We start from the raw sequence: 16,868 nt of genomic DNA, 5'->3' as shown, positions 1-16,868 counted from the left end.
AAATTGAATGCCAGGCCCGGCCTTTAGAATACAGATGGCGTGTCATTCGCCTGCATGGATGAATCTGGCAATGCCAGCGCATGCAATTGCGATTCATCGCCGATGACAAACAACTTCGGCTGCTGTAATACCTGCAGCAAAAATGGCTGGCCTTCACGCAGACGCCGGCGATAATCGGCCAGCGTATATAAATTGGGATTGATTTTACGCCTCAAGGTTCGCTCGGCCGGCGCCAATCCCGTCAACAGATCGCCATAATTGGCTTCTTCGCCCACCAGCAGCAAATCGATGGCGCTGCCAGGCATGTCCTGCCCCTTCGCCGTGGCGCCCGACACGAATGCCAGGTGCAACTGGGCACGCAAGGGCGCCAGCGTCATGCTGAGGACGCCAACGATGCCGAAAGTTTTCTGCACCAGTCCGCTCAATTCCGGATACACGAGGCTTTCCTTGTTGGGCCAGAAGCGCCGCACATTGCCGATCCGCTCCGACGTGATCAGGCCGGACTCATGCAAGCGGCGCAACTCCCGTTGCGCCGACGCGCTGCCAAGGCCGGTCAGGCGCATGATCTCGTTCAAGTGAAAGCCTTCATTCACGCGGACAAACAGCAATCCCAGCAGTTTCTGCTGGGCGGGAGTAAACAGGGCTTGGGCAATCATGCGCCAAATCTTAGCATGAATAAACTGATAATTGGCGTGGCCCGTCATCGACGGGGCTTTGTGCAACACGTGTGCCGGGCGCGACCAGTGCCGGCCATGCCGGCGATACTCGGCATCGACGGACAAGCCACGGCACGCCCCACAATGGCGCCAACGATGGAAATCAATGTGAGTGCTCACTATGAAGCGAATGGGGCAACAGTAAAATGCGCGATAAAAAAGAAGGTGATTGAATATGCCCGAGCATAAAAATATATGGATGTCGGACAGATTAACTATATATGCCTTGATTCGTTTTAATTTTTTCCCGTAAGCCAATCATAATCAAATCGAGCCCCGCATTAAAACGGTCGTCGATTTCCGCATTAAAGATGGCATCCATGGATGCGAGCACGTGCGGGTAATGATCGGCCGCCATGGCGGTGAAATCGGCACGCCGGCTCGATAATGCATGCATCGCGGCGCTTCCCGGTCCCGCGCCTTGTGCTTCCATGACAAAACCAAGCACATAATAGAGCAGCGTAAATGCGCTCCAGCTGGCCAGTTTCTCCGATGCCCCGGCTGCACGCATCGGACCGATTAACGCTTCGGCGACGCGAAACACGTTTTCCGATATCACATAAGTACCGCCAAAGACGCGCACGCCATCGCGGCGGGAGGATAATGCCGCGCGCATTTGCGCCGCCACCTGGCGCAACTGCGCTTCCCAGTCCGCATCCGCATCGACGTTCCTTGCCACGTCTTCGATCAGCACGTCGGCCATGCCATCAAGCAAAGCCTGCTTGTTCGCAAAATGCCAGTACAGCGAAGCGGCCTTGATGCTCATCGCGTCGGCCAGGCGACGCATGGTCAAGCCCTCGATACCCACTTCGTCCAGCAGCTCGAGCGCCCTGGCCACCACGGCTTCGCGTTGAATTTTCATTTTCCTGTCATTTCCCTTGAAACTCTAACGTCGTTAGTTTACCATTTTGCACAGACTAACAACGTTAGATTGAGAGTGACATGCACAATAGCGATATCGAAGTCATCATCGTCGGAGCCGGCCCCGTCGGCCTGACCCTGGCCTGCGAATTGCGCCTGGCCGGCATCCGCGTGGCCATCCTGGAACGGCTGCCGCAACGCAGCGCGCATTCGCGCGCGCTGACCATCCATGGGCGTACCCTGGAAATGCTGGGCTTGAGGGGCCTGGACCAGCGCTTTGTTGCGCTGGGCACGTCCTTTTCCAGCGGCCATTATGCAGGCCTCGATACCCGGCTCGACTTTTCCGGCTTCGACACGCCCCATCCCTACACCTTGTTCCTGCCGCAAAACACGACGGAACGCCTGCTGGAAGAGCAATTGCTGGAAGACGGCGTGGCAATTGTTCGCGGCGCGCTCGTGGAACAGACACAGCAGGATGCCGATGGCGTCACGGTGGCCGGCACGCACGACGGCGCCCCATTCTGCCTGCGTGCCCGTTACCTGGTCGGCACCGATGGCGCTCGCAGCCTCGTGCGCCAGCAGGCGGGCATCGCCTTCGACGGCGTGGCGGCCACGTGCAGCATGCTCATGGGAGATGTGCAGTTGCGCCATCCGCCCGCGTCACCCATGCTGTCCCTGACGAACGCAGCGGGTAGCCTGATGATCGTGCCGCTGGGGCAAGGCCGCTACCGCGTCATCACCCTGAATGCGCGCCATCCCCGGGCTGCGGCGGCGGAATCGGCCACCGTGGAGGAGTTGTCCCAGGCCAGCACGGCCATCGCGGACTACGATTTCGGCCTGCATGATGCCAGCTGGTTGTCGCGCTTCAGCGACGAAACACGGCTGGCCCGACGCTATCGCCAGGGACGCGTCTTCCTGGCCGGCGATGCCGTCCACATCCACATGCCGGCAGGCGGCCAGGGCATGAACGTGGGGATGCAGGACGCGATGAACCTGGGCTGGAAGCTGGCCGGCGTGCTCAAGGGCTATGCGCCGGACAGCCTGCTCGACAGCTACCATGCGGAGCGCCATCCCGTTGGCGTGTCGTTGCAGCACAATACCCTCGCGCAAACTGCCATGCTGACGCGTTTTGACGCGCGCACCCTGGCCCTGCGCGCCACCATCAGCGACATGCTGGCGCAGCCGGACGTCAACCGCGCGCTGGCCAGCGAGTTGTCCGGCTTTGGCGTGCGCTATCCCATCTCGCTGGGCTCTGATACGAGCGCCGGCAGCGCAGACTGGATCGGCCGGCGCGTGCCCGACTGGCTGCTGCGCCTGGCCGACGGCACGGCCGTGGGCATCCATGAACTGTTGCACGCGGGAAAATGGCTGCAGTTGGTCGTTGGCAATGCCGCGCACGCAGTACAACCGTACCGTTTCGATGCGGCCTGGCTCACCTCGCTGACCATCAAACCCGGCTGCCAGCCACTGGCCGGCATCAAAAGCCTGCTGATCCGGCCCGACGGCTATGCGGACCACGCGGTCTGATTGACTTATCTCAAGACGAAAAAAAACGGCACCCGAAGGTGCCGTTCTTGTCAGCTAGCAGCGCAAATTACGCTTCGTCGCCGTGGTGTTGCTGGGTTTCGATGTCCTGCAGCGCTTCAGCAGCTTCGCCAGCCATCGAGGCTTTCTCGGCCAGCAGCAGCGCTTGACGCTCTTCCACTTCCCACGCTTCTTTCTCTTTGCGTGCGCGGTGGAAGGCCAGGCCCGTACCGCCAGGAATCAGACGGCCGACGATGACGTTCTCTTTCAGGCCGCGCAGACCGTCGCGCTTGCCCATGATCGCCGCTTCGGTCAGCACGCGGGTGGTTTCCTGGAACGATGCGGCCGAGATGAACGAATCGGTCGACAGCGATGCCTTGGTAATACCCAACAAGACGTTTTCGTAGGTCGCTGGAATCTTGTTCTCAACGGCCATGCGATCATTCTCGTCCAGCAGTTCCGAACGCTCTACCTGCTCGCCAACGATGTAGTTGGTGTCGCCGGCATTGACGATCTGAACGCGGCGCAGCATCTGACGCACGATCACTTCGATGTGCTTGTCATTGATCTTCACGCCTTGCAGACGGTACACGTCTTGCACTTCGTCAACGATGTAACGTGCCAGCGCTTCGATACCCAGCAGGCGCAGGATGTCTTGCGGATCGGCCGGGCCGTCCACGATCATCTCGCCCTTGTTCACGACTTGGCCGTCATGCACCAGCACTTGTTTGTCCTTGGTGATCAAGAACTCATGCTTGTTGCCGTCCATGTCCGTGATTTCCAGACGCTGTTTACCCTTGGTTTCTTTACCGAACGCAACCGTACCCGTGACTTCCGCCAGCATACCGGCATCTTTCGGCGAGCGCGCTTCGAACAGTTCCGCAACGCGTGGCAGACCACCGGTAATATCGCGCGTTTTTTGCGATTCGGTAGGAATACGTGCCAGCACTTCACCAACCGATACCTGTTGACCGTCCTTGACCATGATCAGTGCGCCGACTTGGAAGCCGATCGCCACCGAGTGTTCGGTGCCGGCGATCTTGACTTCTTCGTTCGCGTCGTTGATCAGCTTGACTTGCGGACGCAACGTTTTCGTCAGCGAACCGCGACGTTTCGCATCGATCGCCACCAGAGTGGACAGACCGGTCACTTCGTCGACCTGACGGGCTACGGTGACGCCTTCTTCGACGTTCTCGAAACGCACTTGACCGGCGTATTCGGTAATGATCGGACGGGTCAGCGGATCCCACGTTGCCAGGGCCGTACCGGCCTTGATGACCATGCCGTCCTTGACGATCAGGGTCGCACCGTACGGTACTTTATGACGCTCACGCTCACGGCCATGGTCGTCGGTGATCAGCACTTCGCCGGAACGGGAAATGACGATTTGCGCGCCCTTGCCGTTCGTCACGTAACGCATGGTTGCCGTGAAGCGGATGGTACCGTTCGATTTGGCTTCCACCGACGATGCCACTGCCGCACGCGATGCCGCACCACCAATGTGGAAGGTACGCATGGTCAGCTGGGTACCAGGTTCACCAATCGACTGCGCTGCCACCACACCGACGGCTTCGCCGGCGTTGACCAGCATGCCGCGGCCCAGGTCGCGGCCATAGCACTTGGCGCACAGGCCGAAGCGCGTGTCGCAAGTCAGTGGCGTGCGAACCTTGACTTCATCGATGGACAGACGTTCGATCTCTTCGACCATGTCTTCGTCCATCAAGGTGCCGGCTTCGTACAGCGTTTCCTGGGTTTCAGGATTGACGACGTCATGCACCACCACGCGGCCGAGGATACGGTCACGCAACGGTTCGATGACTTCACCACCTTCGACCAGTGCCTTCATGACGGCGCCGTTCATGGTGCCGCAATCGTCCTCGATCACCACCAAGTCTTGCGTCACGTCAACCAGACGACGCGTCAGGTAACCGGAGTTAGCCGTTTTCAGCGCCGTATCGGCCAGACCTTTACGCGCACCGTGGGTCGAAATGAAGTACTGCAAAACGTTCAGACCTTCGCGGAAGTTCGCGGTAATCGGCGTTTCGATAATCGAGCCATCCGGTTTGGCCATCAGACCACGCATACCGGCCAACTGACGAATCTGGGCTGCGGAACCGCGCGCGCCGGAGTCGGCCATCATGTAAATGGCGTTGAACGATTCTTGCGTCGACTTGGTGCCGTCGCGGCGGATCACGTCTTCGACTTTGAGCTGGTCCATCATGGCCTTGCCGACTTCATCCGAGGTCTTGCCCCAGATATCGACTACCTTGTTGTAACGCTCGCCGGCGGTCACGAGACCCGAGGCGTATTGCTGTTCGATCTGCTTGACTTCCGACTCGGCAGTCGCGATCAGCGTGACTTTTTGAGGCGGTACCAGCATGTCGTCGACGCAGATCGAGATACCAGCGCGTGTCGCCAGGCGGAAACCCGATTGCATCAGTTTGTCTGCGAACACCACGGTGGCGCGCAGGCCGCACTTGCGGAACGACGTGTTGATCAGCTTGGAAATTTCTTTCTTTTTCAGCGCGCGGTTCAGGACGGAGAACGGCAAGCCTTTCGGCAGAATTTCCGACAGGATCGCACGGCCGATCGTCGTTTCGTAACGCGTTACCGTTTTCTCGAATTCGCCCGTTTCGGCGTTTTTCGGGTATTCGGTAATACGCACGGTAACGCGGGTCGTCAGTTCGACTTCCTTGTTGTCGTAGGCGCGGATCACTTCCGATACGTCAGGGAACATCATCCCTTCGTTCTTCGCATTGATCGCTTCGCGGGTCGCGTAGTACAGACCCAACACGATATCCTGGGAAGGAACGATCGATGGTTCGCCGTTCGATGGGAACAGGATGTTGTTCGATGCCAGCATCAAAGTGCGTGCTTCCATCTGCGCTTCGATCGACAGAGGAACGTGGACCGCCATTTGGTCACCGTCAAAGTCGGCGTTGAATGCGGCGCAGACGAGCGGGTGCAGCTGGATGGCCTTGCCTTCAATCAGGACTGGCTCGAACGCCTGGATACCCAGACGGTGCAGCGTAGGTGCGCGGTTCAACATGATCGGATGTTCACGGATCACGTCTTCCAGGATGTCCCACACGACCGGCTCTTGAATCTCGACCAGCTTTTTCGCCGCCTTGATCGTAGTAGCCAGACCCATCAGTTCCAGTTTATTGAAAATGAATGGTTTGAACAGTTCCAGTGCCATCAGTTTCGGCAAGCCGCACTGATGCAGTTTCAATTGCGGGCCCACGACGATGACCGAACGACCGGAGTAATCGACGCGTTTGCCCAGCAAGTTTTGACGGAAACGGCCGCCCTTGCCCTTGATCATCTCTGCCAGCGATTTCAGCGGACGCTTGTTGGCGCCGGTCATCGCTTTGCCGCGACGGCCGTTGTCCAGCAGCGAATCGACCGCTTCTTGCAGCATGCGCTTTTCGTTGCGCGTAATGATCTCTGGAGCGCGCAGCTCCATCAGGCGTTTCAGGCGGTTGTTACGGTTGATGACGCGGCGATACAGATCGTTCAGATCCGAGGTCGCGAAACGTCCACCGTCCAGCGGTACCAGCGGACGCAGTTCCGGCGGCAGCACTGGCAGCACTTCCATGATCATCCAGTCAGGCTTGATGCCCGAACGTTGGAACGCCTCTAACACCTTAAGGCGTTTGGCGTATTTCTTGATCTTGGCTTCGGATTTCGATTCCTTCAGTTCCACGCGCAGGGTTTCGGCATCGCGGTGGATGTCGATCGAGCGCAGCAGTTCACGGATACCTTCGGCGCCCATGAAGGCGGTGAAGTCGTCGCCGTACTCTTCGTACTTGGCGGCGTAGTCGTCTTCCGACATGATCTGGCACTTCTTCAGCGGGGTCATGCCTGGATCGGTCACAACGTATGCTTCAAAGTACAGCACGCGTTCGATGTCCCGCAGGGTCATGTCCAGAACCATGCCCAGACGCGACGGCAGCGACTTCAGGAACCAGATGTGCGCGGTAGGCGATGCCAGCTCAATGTGGCCCATGCGCTCGCGGCGCACTTTGGCCAGCGTGACTTCGACGCCGCATTTTTCGCAGATCACGCCGCGGTGTTTCAGGCGCTTGTACTTGCCGCACAGGCATTCGTAGTCCTTGATCGGGCCAAAGATCTTGGCGCAAAACAGGCCGTCGCGCTCAGGCTTGAAGGTACGGTAGTTGATGGTTTCCGGCTTTTTGACTTCGCCGTAGGACCACGAACGGATTTTCTCAGGCGAAGCGAGACCGATCTTAATTGCATCGAAGGTCTCGTTGGTCTGTACTTGCTTGAATAGATCGAGCAGTGCTTTCATGTATCACTCCAGAGGTGATTAAATTTCTATATTCCTGAGACTACATTGCCCGGCGTGGTTTCCCAGCCGGGCTTTGTGTTTCCCAAACCAAATGACAGGTGGCTGTCGTTTAGTTGCGTTCGAGGTCGATATCGATACCGAGCGAACGGATTTCCTTGACCAGCACGTTGAACGATTCCGGCATGCCGGCGTCGATCACGTGGTCGCCCTTGACGAGGTTCTCGTACACTTTGGTACGGCCATTCACGTCATCGGACTTGACGGTCAACATCTCTTGCAAGACATACGACGCGCCATACGCTTCCAGTGCCCAGACTTCCATCTCACCGAAACGCTGACCACCGAACTGGGCTTTACCGCCCAGTGGCTGTTGCGTTACCAGCGAGTAAGGACCGGTCGAACGCGCATGCATCTTGTCATCGACCAAGTGATGCAGTTTCAGCATGTGCATGACGCCGACAGTAACCTTGCGCTCGAACGCTTCACCGGTGCGACCGTCATACATGGTCACCTGGTTTTTCGATGCGGTCATGCCCAGGTTCTTGGCGATGTCGTCCGGATACGCCAGGTCCAGCATGCGGCGGATCTCTTCTTCATTGGCGCCGTCGAACACTGGCGTGGCGAATGGAACACCTTTTTTCAGGTTTTCCGCCAGCTTCATGATCTCTTCGTCGTCGAAGTCGTTCAGCTCTTCGGCACGGCCGTTGTCGTTGTAGATCGTCGTCAGGTACTTGCGCACTTGCTCGACCTTGGTTTGCGCCTTCAGCATTTCGCCGATGCGGATACCCAGACCCTTGGCAGCCCAGCCCAAGTGAGTCTCGAGAATCTGACCAACGTTCATCCGCGAAGGGACGCCCAACGGGTTCAGCACAACGTCGGCTGGCGTGCCGTCGGCCATGTATGGCATATCTTCCACAGGAACAATACGGGAAACCACACCCTTGTTACCGTGGCGACCTGCCATCTTGTCGCCCGACTGCAGGCGGCGTTTCACGGCCAGGTACACCTTGACCATTTTTTGCACGCCTGGTTGCAGCTCATCGCCTTGCGTCAGTTTCTTGCGCTTCTCTTCGAAGGCCAGATCGAACTGGTGACGCTTCTCGTTGATCGATTCCTTGATCGCTTCCAGCGCTACTGCTGCATCGTCGTCCGCAGGGCGGATGTCGAACCAGTGGTATTTGTCCAGATCGGCCAGGTATTCCTTGGTGATCTTGGCGCCTTTGGCCAGCTTTTTCGGGCCGCCGTTGACAACTTTGCCGATCAGCATTTTTTCCAGACGCTGGAAGGCATCGCCTTCCACGATACGCATCTGGTCGTTCAAGTCCAGACGGAAACGTTTCAGTTCGTCATCGATAATTTGCTGGGCACGCTTGTCGCGCACGATGCCTTCACGGGTGAAGACTTGCACATCAATCACGGTACCGATCATGCCCGAAGGCACGCGCAGCGAGGTGTCTTTCACGTCCGACGCTTTTTCGCCGAAGATCGCGCGCAGCAGCTTCTCTTCCGGGGTCAGCTGGGTTTCGCCTTTTGGCGTTACCTTACCGACCAGGGTGTCGCCAGCTTGTACTTCCGCGCCGATGTAGACGATACCGGACTCATCCAGACGAGCCAGCTGGTTTTCAGCCAGGTTCGAGATGTCGCGCGTAATTTCTTCCGCGCCCAGTTTCGTGTCACGGGCCACCACTGACAACTCTTCGATGTGAATCGAGGTGTAGCGGTCGTCCTTGACGACGTTTTCCGAGATCAGGATCGAATCTTCGAAGTTCAGACCATTCCATGGCATGAAGGCCACGGTCATGTTCTGGCCCAGCGCCAATTCACCCAGGTCGGTCGATGCGCCGTCGGCGATCACGTCGCGCTTGGCAACACGGTCACCCACTTGCACGATAGGACGCTGGTTGATGTTGGTGTTCTGGTTCGAACGGGTGTACTTGATCAGGTTGTAGATGTCGACGCCCACTTCACCAGCGGTAGCTTCGTCATCGTTCACACGAATCACGACACGGCCCGCATCGATGTAATCGACGATACCGCCACGCAGCGCTTGCACGGTGGTGCCCGAGTCGACCGCAACGGTGCGTTCGATACCGGTACCGACCAGCGCTTTTTCCGGACGCAAGCAAGGCACAGCCTGGCGTTGCATGTTGGCGCCCATCAATGCACGGTTCGCATCATCGTGTTCGAGGAACGGAATCAGCGAAGCAGCGACGGAAACGATCTGGCCTGGCGCCACGTCCATGTACTGGATGCGCTCCGGGGATACCAGGATGGTTTCGCCAGCTTCACGGGCCGAGACCAGTTCATCGGACAGCATGCCTTCGTCGTTGATGGTCGCATTCGCCTGAGCGATGATGTAGCGGCCTTCTTCGATGGCGGACAGGTAGTCGATTTGATCGGTAATCTTGGAACCTTCGACCTTGCGGTACGGGGTTTCCAGGAAGCCGTATTCATTCAGGCGGGCATACAGAGCCAGCGAGTTGATCAGACCAATGTTCGGACCTTCCGGTGTCTCGATCGGGCAGACGCGGCCGTAGTGGGTCGGATGCACGTCGCGCACTTCAAAGCCGGCGCGTTCGCGTGTCAGACCGCCGGGTCCCAGAGCCGATACGCGGCGCTTGTGGGTAATTTCCGACAGAGGATTGGTTTGGTCCATGAACTGCGACAGCTGGGACGAACCGAAGAACTCGCGAATCGCGGCCGAAATCGGCTTCGAGTTGATCAGGTCGTGCGGCATCAGGTTGTCCGCTTCGGCTTGGCCGAGGCGTTCCTTGACGGCGCGTTCAACACGCACCAGGCCGGCGCGGAATTGATTCTCGGCCAGTTCGCCCACGCAACGTACGCGACGGTTACCCAGGTGATCGATATCGTCGACTTCGCCGCGGCCATTGCGCAGTTCCACCAGGATCTTGATCACGGCCAGCACGTCTTCGTTCGACAGGGTCATGGCGCCCGTCAGTTCATCGCGGCCAATGCGGCGGTTGAACTTCATGCGGCCCACGGCCGACAGGTCGTAGCGGTCCGAGTTGTAGAACAGGCCATTGAACAGCGCTTCAACGGAATCTTCCGTTGGCGGTTCGCCTGGACGCATCATGCGGTAGATCGCCACTTTCGCAGCCATCTGGTCGGCGGTGTCGTCGATACGCAGGGTTTGCGAGATGTAGGCGCCCTGATCCAGGTCGTTCGTGTACAAGGTCTGGATTTCGGAAATGTTGGCGTCGCGCAAGCGACCCAGCAAGTCTTCCGTCAATTCATCGTTCGCGGAAGCAACAACTTCGCCGGTATCGCCATCGACGATATTCTTCGCCAATACGCGGCCCAGCAGGTAGTCTTCCGGTACGGAAATATGCTTGATGCCGGCAGCTTCGATATCACGCACATGTTTCGCGTTGATACGCTTGTCTTTCAGCACCAGGGTCTTGCCCGACTTGTCAACGATGTCGAAACGCGCCACTTCGCCGCGCAGACGTTCGGAGACGAATTCCATTTCCGCGCCTTCGGAGCGCAGGTTGAAATTATCGAAGACGAAGAAGTTCGCCAGGATTTGCTCATGCGACATGCCGATGGCTTTGAGCAGGATCGTCACTGGCATCTTGCGGCGGCGGTCGACGCGGAAGAACAGGATGTCTTTCGGGTCGAACTCGAAGTCCAGCCACGAACCGCGGTAAGGAATGATACGCGCGGAGAACAGCAGCTTGCCCGACGAGTGGGTCTTGCCGCGGTCGTGCTCGAAGAACACGCCAGGCGAACGGTGCAGCTGGGAAACGATAACCCGCTCCGTGCCGTTGATGACGAACGAACCGGTGGTCGTCATGAGCGGCAATTCGCCCATGTAGACTTCCTGTTCTTTCATTTCCTTGACGACAGGCTTGGTTGGCGATTCCTTGTCCAGGATCACCAGACGCACTTTCGCGCGCAGCGGCGACGCGAACGTCAGGCCACGTTGTTGACATTCTTTGACGTCAAAGGCAGGATCGCCCAGAACGTACGACAAGAATTCGAGACGCGCAAAACCATTGTGCGAAACGATAGGGAAAATCGAAGTGAAAGCCGACTGCAGGCCATCATTCTTGCGGCCGGACGGTGCTATGTCCTCTTGCAAGAAACTATGATAAGACTCGAGCTGGGTCGCCAGCAGGAACGGAACGTGGTGAACGTTGGCGCGCTTCGCGAATGATTTGCGAATGCGTTTCTTCTCAGTAAATGAGTAGTGCATGGACACTCCGTGAGTGACAGAAAGGATAGAAAATTCAGGTTTTGCAAGTGTTCGTTTGCACCGCTGCGTGTGACACAGACGAAACCTCAAGGCTCTGCTTTCCGGCTTGAATCGAACAAAACTGCTGCTACAAATACGATACAGACGACAAAGGAGCCAAAGTCGGATTCCCCCCCTTGCGAGGGGAAACCTCAGACTTTGACTCGGGCGCTAACTGACGCCGGTACAGATATTACTTCATCGAAGCGGTTGCGCCGGCTTCTACCAGTTTCTTAACTGCTGCTTCAGCATCAGCTTTCGACACTGCTTCTTTCACAGTTTTTGGTGCGCCATCGACCAGGTCTTTAGCTTCTTTCAAGCCCAGACCGGTGATTTCGCGAACTGCTTTAATGACGCCAACTTTGTTTGCGCCGAAGGTGTCCAGAACAACGTTGAACTCGGTTTGCTCTTCAGCAGCTGCTGCTGGGCCTGCTGCAGGACCGGCCGAAGCCATCGCTGCTGCGGACACGCCGAATTTTTCTTCGAATGCTTTAACCAGGTCGTTCAGGTCCATTACGGACATGGCGCTAACTGCTTCCAGGATATCGTCTTTGCTAATTGCCATTTTGAAACTCCTAAATTTATTACGTTAGTTACATCAGATTGGTACTGAGAGAAAAAAGCGCGCGCAATTAAGCGGCTGCTGGGGCTTCTTCTGCTGCTGCTTCTGCAGGAGCTTCGGCGCCTTCGCCTTTTTTCGCTGCCAGGGCAGCCAGACCACGTGCAAAGCCCGAAACCGGAGCCAGCATAACGCCCAACAACTGCGAAATGAGGACTTCACGGCTAGGAATGCTCGCCAACGCGGTGACAGCAGCTGTATCCAGCGGCTTGCCTGCGTAGTTACCTGCTTTGATGACCAGTTTGTCGTTGGTTTTAGCGAAGTCAGCGATGACTTTAGCTGCTGCAACGGCATCGGCCGAGATCGAGTAGATCAACGGGCCGGTCATGGCATCTGCCAGGCTGGCGAATGCGGTACCTTCAACGGAGCGACGAGCCAGAGTGTTTTTCAACACACGCAGGTACACGCCTTGGGCACGCGCTTTAGCACGCAGTTGCGTCAAGTGACCAACCTGGATGCCACGATATTCGGCCACGACGATCGTTTGCGCATTTGCTACTTGTGCGGAAACTTCGGCGACGACGGCCTTTTTGTCATTCAGATTGAGACTCACGGTCAACCTCCTTAAATGATGTTCGGCAATCACAACCGAGTGGTTGAGCGCCTTGCATCGGTTCGAACACGGCGTCCGAAGTCAAGAAGTACTAAACTGAGCGGATGGATTCACGCAGCATGAGGACTACAAAACTTGTTCGGGTACACCATCTGCGTTGGGCACTTGCCGTTGCCGGCAAGCCTATTAACCTTCTGCATGTGCGATCGCAGTCGGCCCAACGGTCTTTGATTGTCTGCCTGCCTGGTGCGAACACCGGGCAGACAGCCCAAAGATGCGCCCGCAGCGCCCGAAGGCGCTACAGGACTTGATTCTGTTACTTAAGCTGCCAGGCTAGCCTGGTCAACACGGACGCCAGCGCCCATGGTCGACGACAGCGAAACTTTGCGCAGGTACACGCCTTTGCTCGATGCTGGCTTGGCTTTGTTCAGTGCGTCGATCAGTGCGACCAGATTCGACTTCAGATCTGCGTCAGCGAACGATTTACGGCCGATGGTAGCGTGGATGATACCGGATTTGTCGGTACGGTACTGAACTTGACCGGCTTTCGCGTTTTTCACGGCGGTAGCGACGTCAGGAGTAACAGTGCCAACTTTCGGGTTAGGCATCATGCCGCGTGGGCCCAGGATCTGACCCAGGGTACCAACGATACGCATGGTATCCGGCGAAGCGATAACGATATCGAAAGGCATGTCGCCGGCTTTGATCTGCTCAGCCAGGTCTTCCATACCAACGATGTCGGCGCCTGCTGCTTTAGCAGCTTCTGCTTTTTCGCCCGACGCGAAGACTGCCACGCGTACGGTTTTGCCGGTACCAGCTGGCAGCACGACGGAGCCGCGCACCACTTGGTCGGATTTCTTAGGATCAACACCCAGTTGTACCGATACGTCGATCGATTCATTGAACTTGGCCGTTGCGCACTCTTTGATCAGAGCGACAGCGTTGTCGAAAGCGTACACTTTGGTACGGTCGACTTTGGCTTTCAAAGCCTTGATACGTTTGGATAACTTAGCCATTATACAACACCTTCCACCGTGATACCAATCGAACGAGCGGAACCAGCGATGGTGCGTACAGCAGCATCCATGTCGGCAGCGGTCAGATCAGGGGTTTTCAATTTAGCGATTTCTTCAGCTTGTGCGCGGGTCAGCGTACCGACTTTGTCGGTATGTGGCTTCGGCGAACCTTTGGTGATCGCAGCAGCTTTTTTGATCAGGTAGGTTGCTGGAGGCGTCTTCATCACGAACGTGAAGGACTTGTCCGCAAATGCGGTGATCACGACTGGAATCGGCATGCCTGGCTCCAGACCTTGGGTCTGTGCATTGAAGGCCTTGCAGAATTCCATGATGTTCAGACCACGTTGACCCAGAGCTGGACCGATTGGTGGGGATGGGTTTGCTTTACCAGCTGGCACTTGCAGCTTGATAAAACCAATGATTTTCTTTGCCATGATGGCTCCTATCTTGGATTGAGTAGTAGCGCCCCGCCGATCCTACCCTGGCGGGGCTCCTCTGACCGGATTTCGCTGAGACTGCCGCGACGCTCCTGGTGGCGCTTGATAATACTTAGACTTTTTCGACCTGGCCGAATTCGAGCTCTACCGGAGTAGCGCGACCGAAAATGGTGACCGAGACGCGCACTTTGGATTTCTCGTAGTTGACTTCTTCGACATTGCCGTTGAAGTCGGTAAACGGACCATCCTTGATGCGCACTTGCTCGCCCACTTCGTACAAGGTTTTCGGACGGGGCTTTTCAACACCTTCCTGCATCTGCTTCATGATGCCGTCGATTTCGCGCGCGGAGATCGGCGTCGGCTTGTTCGACTTGCCACCAATGAAACCGGTAACCTTGCTGGTATTCTTGACCAAGTGCCAACTCTCGTCCGTCATTTCCATTTCAACCAGCACATAGCCAGGATAGAAACGACGTTCGGTGACGGACTTGACGCCATTCTTGACTTCGACAACTTCTTCGATCGGCACCAGGATCTGGCCGAACTGGTCTTGCATGCCCGCGCGCTCGATGCGCTCGGTCAGTGCGCGCATGACGCTTTTTTCCATGCCGGAATAAGCATGCACGACATACCAGCGCTTGCTGCTCACTGGCACGCTCAGCGCTGCACCAGTGTCCGCTACCGGAGCGTCGCCCGGAACGGACTCGTTCGCCGCTTCATCATGCACATTTTCGCTCATTATTTTTTCCAACCCAGAATTACGTCATACAACAAAAACTCGAGCAATTTATCCGTGCCCCACAGGAAAATCGCCATGACCAGCACAAAGGCAAACACGATCGCAGTAATCTGCGTGGCTTCTTTGCGGGTAGGCCAAACGACTTTCTTGGTTTCGCGCACAGCTTCTTTGGCGAAATTGAGAAATTCACGGCCGGTCGTCGAGACATACAAGAGCGCAACAGCAATAACCAAACCAGCCACAAGCGCGCTTGCACGCACCAGAGCTGGTTGGCCTGCCAGGTAATAAAACCCGACTACTCCTGCAATCGCAGCCACTATTGCCAGCGCGACTTTTATCTTGTCACTCGACGTGCTAACGGTTTGCACGGATTGATTTGACATTTTTCTACTTTCGGTGCCCTGCACCTTGACGGTGGCAGGGACGGAGGGCATCGAACCCCCAACCTTCGGTTTTGGAGACCGACGCTCTGCCAATTGAGCTACGTCCCTACGTAAAACTTTCGAGGAGTGCTATTCTACCACCCAGGACGCCCCGGGTGGAAGCATAACATTTCCTTATGCGATGATTTTTGCAACCACGCCGGCGCCGACGGTACGGCCGCCTTCGCGGATAGCGAAGCGCAGACCTTCTTCCATCGCGATCGGGTTGATCAGCTTGACGGTGATCGACACGTTATCGCCTGGCATGACCATTTCTTTGTCTGCTGGCAACTCGATCGAACCGGTTACGTCCGTCGTGCGGAAGTAGAACTGTGGACGATAGTTGTTGAAGAATGGCGTATGACGGCCGCCTTCGTCTTTCGACAGAACATAGATCTCGCCGGTGAAGTGAGCATGCGGCTTGATCGAGCCTGGCTTGGCCAGAACTTGACCACGTTGCACGTCTTCACGCTTGGTGCCGCGCAGCAGCAGACCAACGTTGTCGCCTGCTTGACCTTGGTCCAGCAGTTTGCGGAACATTTCCACGCCGGTGCAAGTCGTTTTGACGGTATCGGTGATACCGACGATTTCGATCTCTTCGCCGACTTTAACAATGCCGCGCTCGATACGACCGGTCACAACGGTACCGCGACCCGAGATCGAGAACACGTCTTCTACTGGCATCAGGAAAGCACCGTCAACAGCGCGCTCTGGCGTTGGGATGTAAGCATCCAGCGCATCGGCCAGACGCAGCACTGCGTCAACGCCCATTTCGCCTTCTTTGCCTTCCAGCGCCATACGTGCCGAACCTTTGATGATTGGCAGGTCGTCGCCTGGGAATTCGTACTTCGACAACAGCTCGCGCACTTCCATTTCAACCAGTTCCAGCAGCTCTGCGTCGTCGACCAGGTCGCACTTGTTCAGGAACACGATGATGTATGGAACGCCAACTTGGCGGGCCAGCAGGATGTGTTCGCGGGTCTGTGGCATTGGGCCGTCAGCTGCCGAGCACACCAGGATCGCGCCGTCCATCTGGGCAGCACCGGTAATCATGTTCTTGATGTAATCGGCGTGGCCTGGGCAGTCAACGTGCGCGTAGTGACGCGTTTCCGTTTCGTACTCGACGTGGGCGGTGTTAATCGTGATACCGCGCGCTTTTTCTTCTGGTGCTGCATCGATCTGGTCGTATGCTTTAGCTTCGCCGCCGAATTTCTTCGACAGAACCGTTGCGATTGCAGCGGTCAGCGTGGTTTTACCGTGGTCGACGTGGCCGATGGTGCCGACGTTGACGTGCGGCTTGGTCCGTTCGAATTTACCTTTTGCCATTTTGAACTCCTAATGATTTGATTAGATTGCTCAGGCACACGCCCGACGGTCTGGTTTGAATTGCTTCTGTGCTGCCTGCTGCGAATTC

The 16,868-nt window shown here is 57.0% G+C and carries 12 protein-coding genes and 1 tRNA gene; 1 reads left to right on the top strand and 12 read right to left on the bottom strand.

The genetic code is table 11. The annotated features are described in order from the left end of the window. Positions 1-23: 23 nt before the first annotated feature. Positions 24-974: a hypothetical protein gene (locus BZG29_RS02980; protein WP_253192764.1), complete on the bottom strand. Its 951-nt coding sequence runs from the start codon at positions 972-974 to the stop codon at positions 24-26. Continuing rightward, on the bottom strand, positions 928-1,578 hold the full coding sequence (locus tag BZG29_RS02975; protein WP_077398784.1) for a TetR/AcrR family transcriptional regulator C-terminal domain-containing protein: 651 nt from the start codon (positions 1,576-1,578) through the stop codon (positions 928-930). Before BZG29_RS02975 ends, BZG29_RS02980 begins: the two co-directional genes overlap by 47 nt. 80 nt (positions 1,579-1,658) lie before the next feature. On the opposite strand from BZG29_RS02975, the gene BZG29_RS02970 reads away from it, so the two are divergent. Further along, positions 1,659-3,104 (top strand): FAD-dependent monooxygenase, encoded by a 1,446-nt coding sequence (locus BZG29_RS02970; protein WP_077398782.1) that lies wholly within the window; start codon positions 1,659-1,661, stop codon positions 3,102-3,104. Between the two features lie 67 nt (positions 3,105-3,171). Here BZG29_RS02970 and rpoC read toward each other — a convergent pair whose 3' ends face one another. The 10 genes from rpoC to tuf all read right to left on the bottom strand — a co-directional run bounded on the left by rpoC (position 3,172) and on the right by tuf (position 16,780). After that, positions 3,172-7,413 (bottom strand): DNA-directed RNA polymerase subunit beta', encoded by a 4,242-nt coding sequence (gene rpoC / locus BZG29_RS02965; RefSeq protein ID WP_034753138.1) that lies wholly within the window; start codon positions 7,411-7,413, stop codon positions 3,172-3,174. A 109-nt stretch (positions 7,414-7,522) separates the two neighbouring features. After that, a complete protein-coding gene (gene rpoB, locus BZG29_RS02960; RefSeq protein WP_077398780.1) occupies positions 7,523-11,629 on the bottom strand; it encodes a DNA-directed RNA polymerase subunit beta in 4,107 nt (1,368 codons plus the stop codon). Positions 11,630-11,861: 232 nt separating this feature from the next. Continuing rightward, entirely contained in the window at positions 11,862-12,233 is a 372-nt protein-coding gene (gene rplL / locus BZG29_RS02955) for a 50S ribosomal protein L7/L12 (protein WP_070223390.1), read from the bottom strand. Between the two features lie 67 nt (positions 12,234-12,300). Beyond that, entirely contained in the window at positions 12,301-12,840 is a 540-nt protein-coding gene (rplJ, locus tag BZG29_RS02950; protein ID WP_034753621.1) for a 50S ribosomal protein L10, read from the bottom strand. A 320-nt stretch (positions 12,841-13,160) separates the two neighbouring features. Continuing rightward, complete coding sequence (rplA, locus tag BZG29_RS02945; RefSeq protein WP_034753134.1) at positions 13,161-13,856, bottom strand: 50S ribosomal protein L1; 696 nt, start codon at positions 13,854-13,856, stop codon at positions 13,161-13,163. Beyond that, positions 13,856-14,290, bottom strand: coding sequence for a 50S ribosomal protein L11 (rplK, locus tag BZG29_RS02940; RefSeq protein WP_034753131.1), 435 nt, complete (start codon positions 14,288-14,290; stop codon positions 13,856-13,858). The genes rplA and rplK overlap by 1 nt, the downstream gene beginning before the upstream one ends. Positions 14,291-14,405: 115 nt before the next feature. Further along, positions 14,406-15,032, bottom strand: a complete 627-nt coding sequence (gene nusG, locus BZG29_RS02935; RefSeq protein WP_077398778.1) for a transcription termination/antitermination protein NusG — start codon at positions 15,030-15,032, stop codon at positions 14,406-14,408. Further along, positions 15,032-15,415, bottom strand: a complete 384-nt coding sequence (secE, locus tag BZG29_RS02930) for a preprotein translocase subunit SecE (protein WP_010394308.1) — start codon at positions 15,413-15,415, stop codon at positions 15,032-15,034. Before secE ends, nusG begins: the two co-directional genes overlap by 1 nt. A 32-nt stretch (positions 15,416-15,447) precedes the next feature. Then, positions 15,448-15,523, bottom strand: a tRNA-Trp gene (locus BZG29_RS02925). A gap of 66 nt (positions 15,524-15,589) precedes the next feature. Further along, positions 15,590-16,780: an elongation factor Tu gene (gene tuf, locus BZG29_RS02920; RefSeq protein WP_077398776.1), complete on the bottom strand. Its 1,191-nt coding sequence runs from the start codon at positions 16,778-16,780 to the stop codon at positions 15,590-15,592. Between the last annotated feature and the right edge of the window lie 88 nt (positions 16,781-16,868).

This window comes from Janthinobacterium sp. LM6 (genome assembly GCF_002002885.1).
In the GTDB taxonomy this organism is placed as follows: domain Bacteria; phylum Pseudomonadota; class Gammaproteobacteria; order Burkholderiales; family Burkholderiaceae_D; genus Janthinobacterium; species Janthinobacterium kumbetense.
The sequence above is the reverse complement of the archived record's forward strand: the minus strand, read 5'-3'. Positions and strand labels throughout refer to the sequence as shown.

Coding starts and splice junctions, on each gene's coding strand:
- BZG29_RS02975 (WP_077398784.1), bottom strand. CDS start 1,578: ATGAAAATTCAACGCGAAGCCGTGGTGGCCAGGGCGCTCGAGCTGCTG.
- BZG29_RS02970 (WP_077398782.1), top strand. CDS start 1,659: ATGCACAATAGCGATATCGAAGTCATCATCGTCGGAGCCGGCCCCGTC.
- rpoC (WP_034753138.1), bottom strand. CDS start 7,413: ATGAAAGCACTGCTCGATCTATTCAAGCAAGTACAGACCAACGAGACC.
- rpoB (WP_077398780.1), bottom strand. CDS start 11,629: ATGCACTACTCATTTACTGAGAAGAAACGCATTCGCAAATCATTCGCG.
- rplL (WP_070223390.1), bottom strand. CDS start 12,233: ATGGCAATTAGCAAAGACGATATCCTGGAAGCAGTTAGCGCCATGTCC.
- rplA (WP_034753134.1), bottom strand. CDS start 13,856: ATGGCTAAGTTATCCAAACGTATCAAGGCTTTGAAAGCCAAAGTCGAC.
- rplK (WP_034753131.1), bottom strand. CDS start 14,290: ATGGCAAAGAAAATCATTGGTTTTATCAAGCTGCAAGTGCCAGCTGGT.
- nusG (WP_077398778.1), bottom strand. CDS start 15,032: ATGAGCGAAAATGTGCATGATGAAGCGGCGAACGAGTCCGTTCCGGGC.
- secE (WP_010394308.1), bottom strand. CDS start 15,415: ATGTCAAATCAATCCGTGCAAACCGTTAGCACGTCGAGTGACAAGATA.
- tuf (WP_077398776.1), bottom strand. CDS start 16,780: ATGGCAAAAGGTAAATTCGAACGGACCAAGCCGCACGTCAACGTCGGC.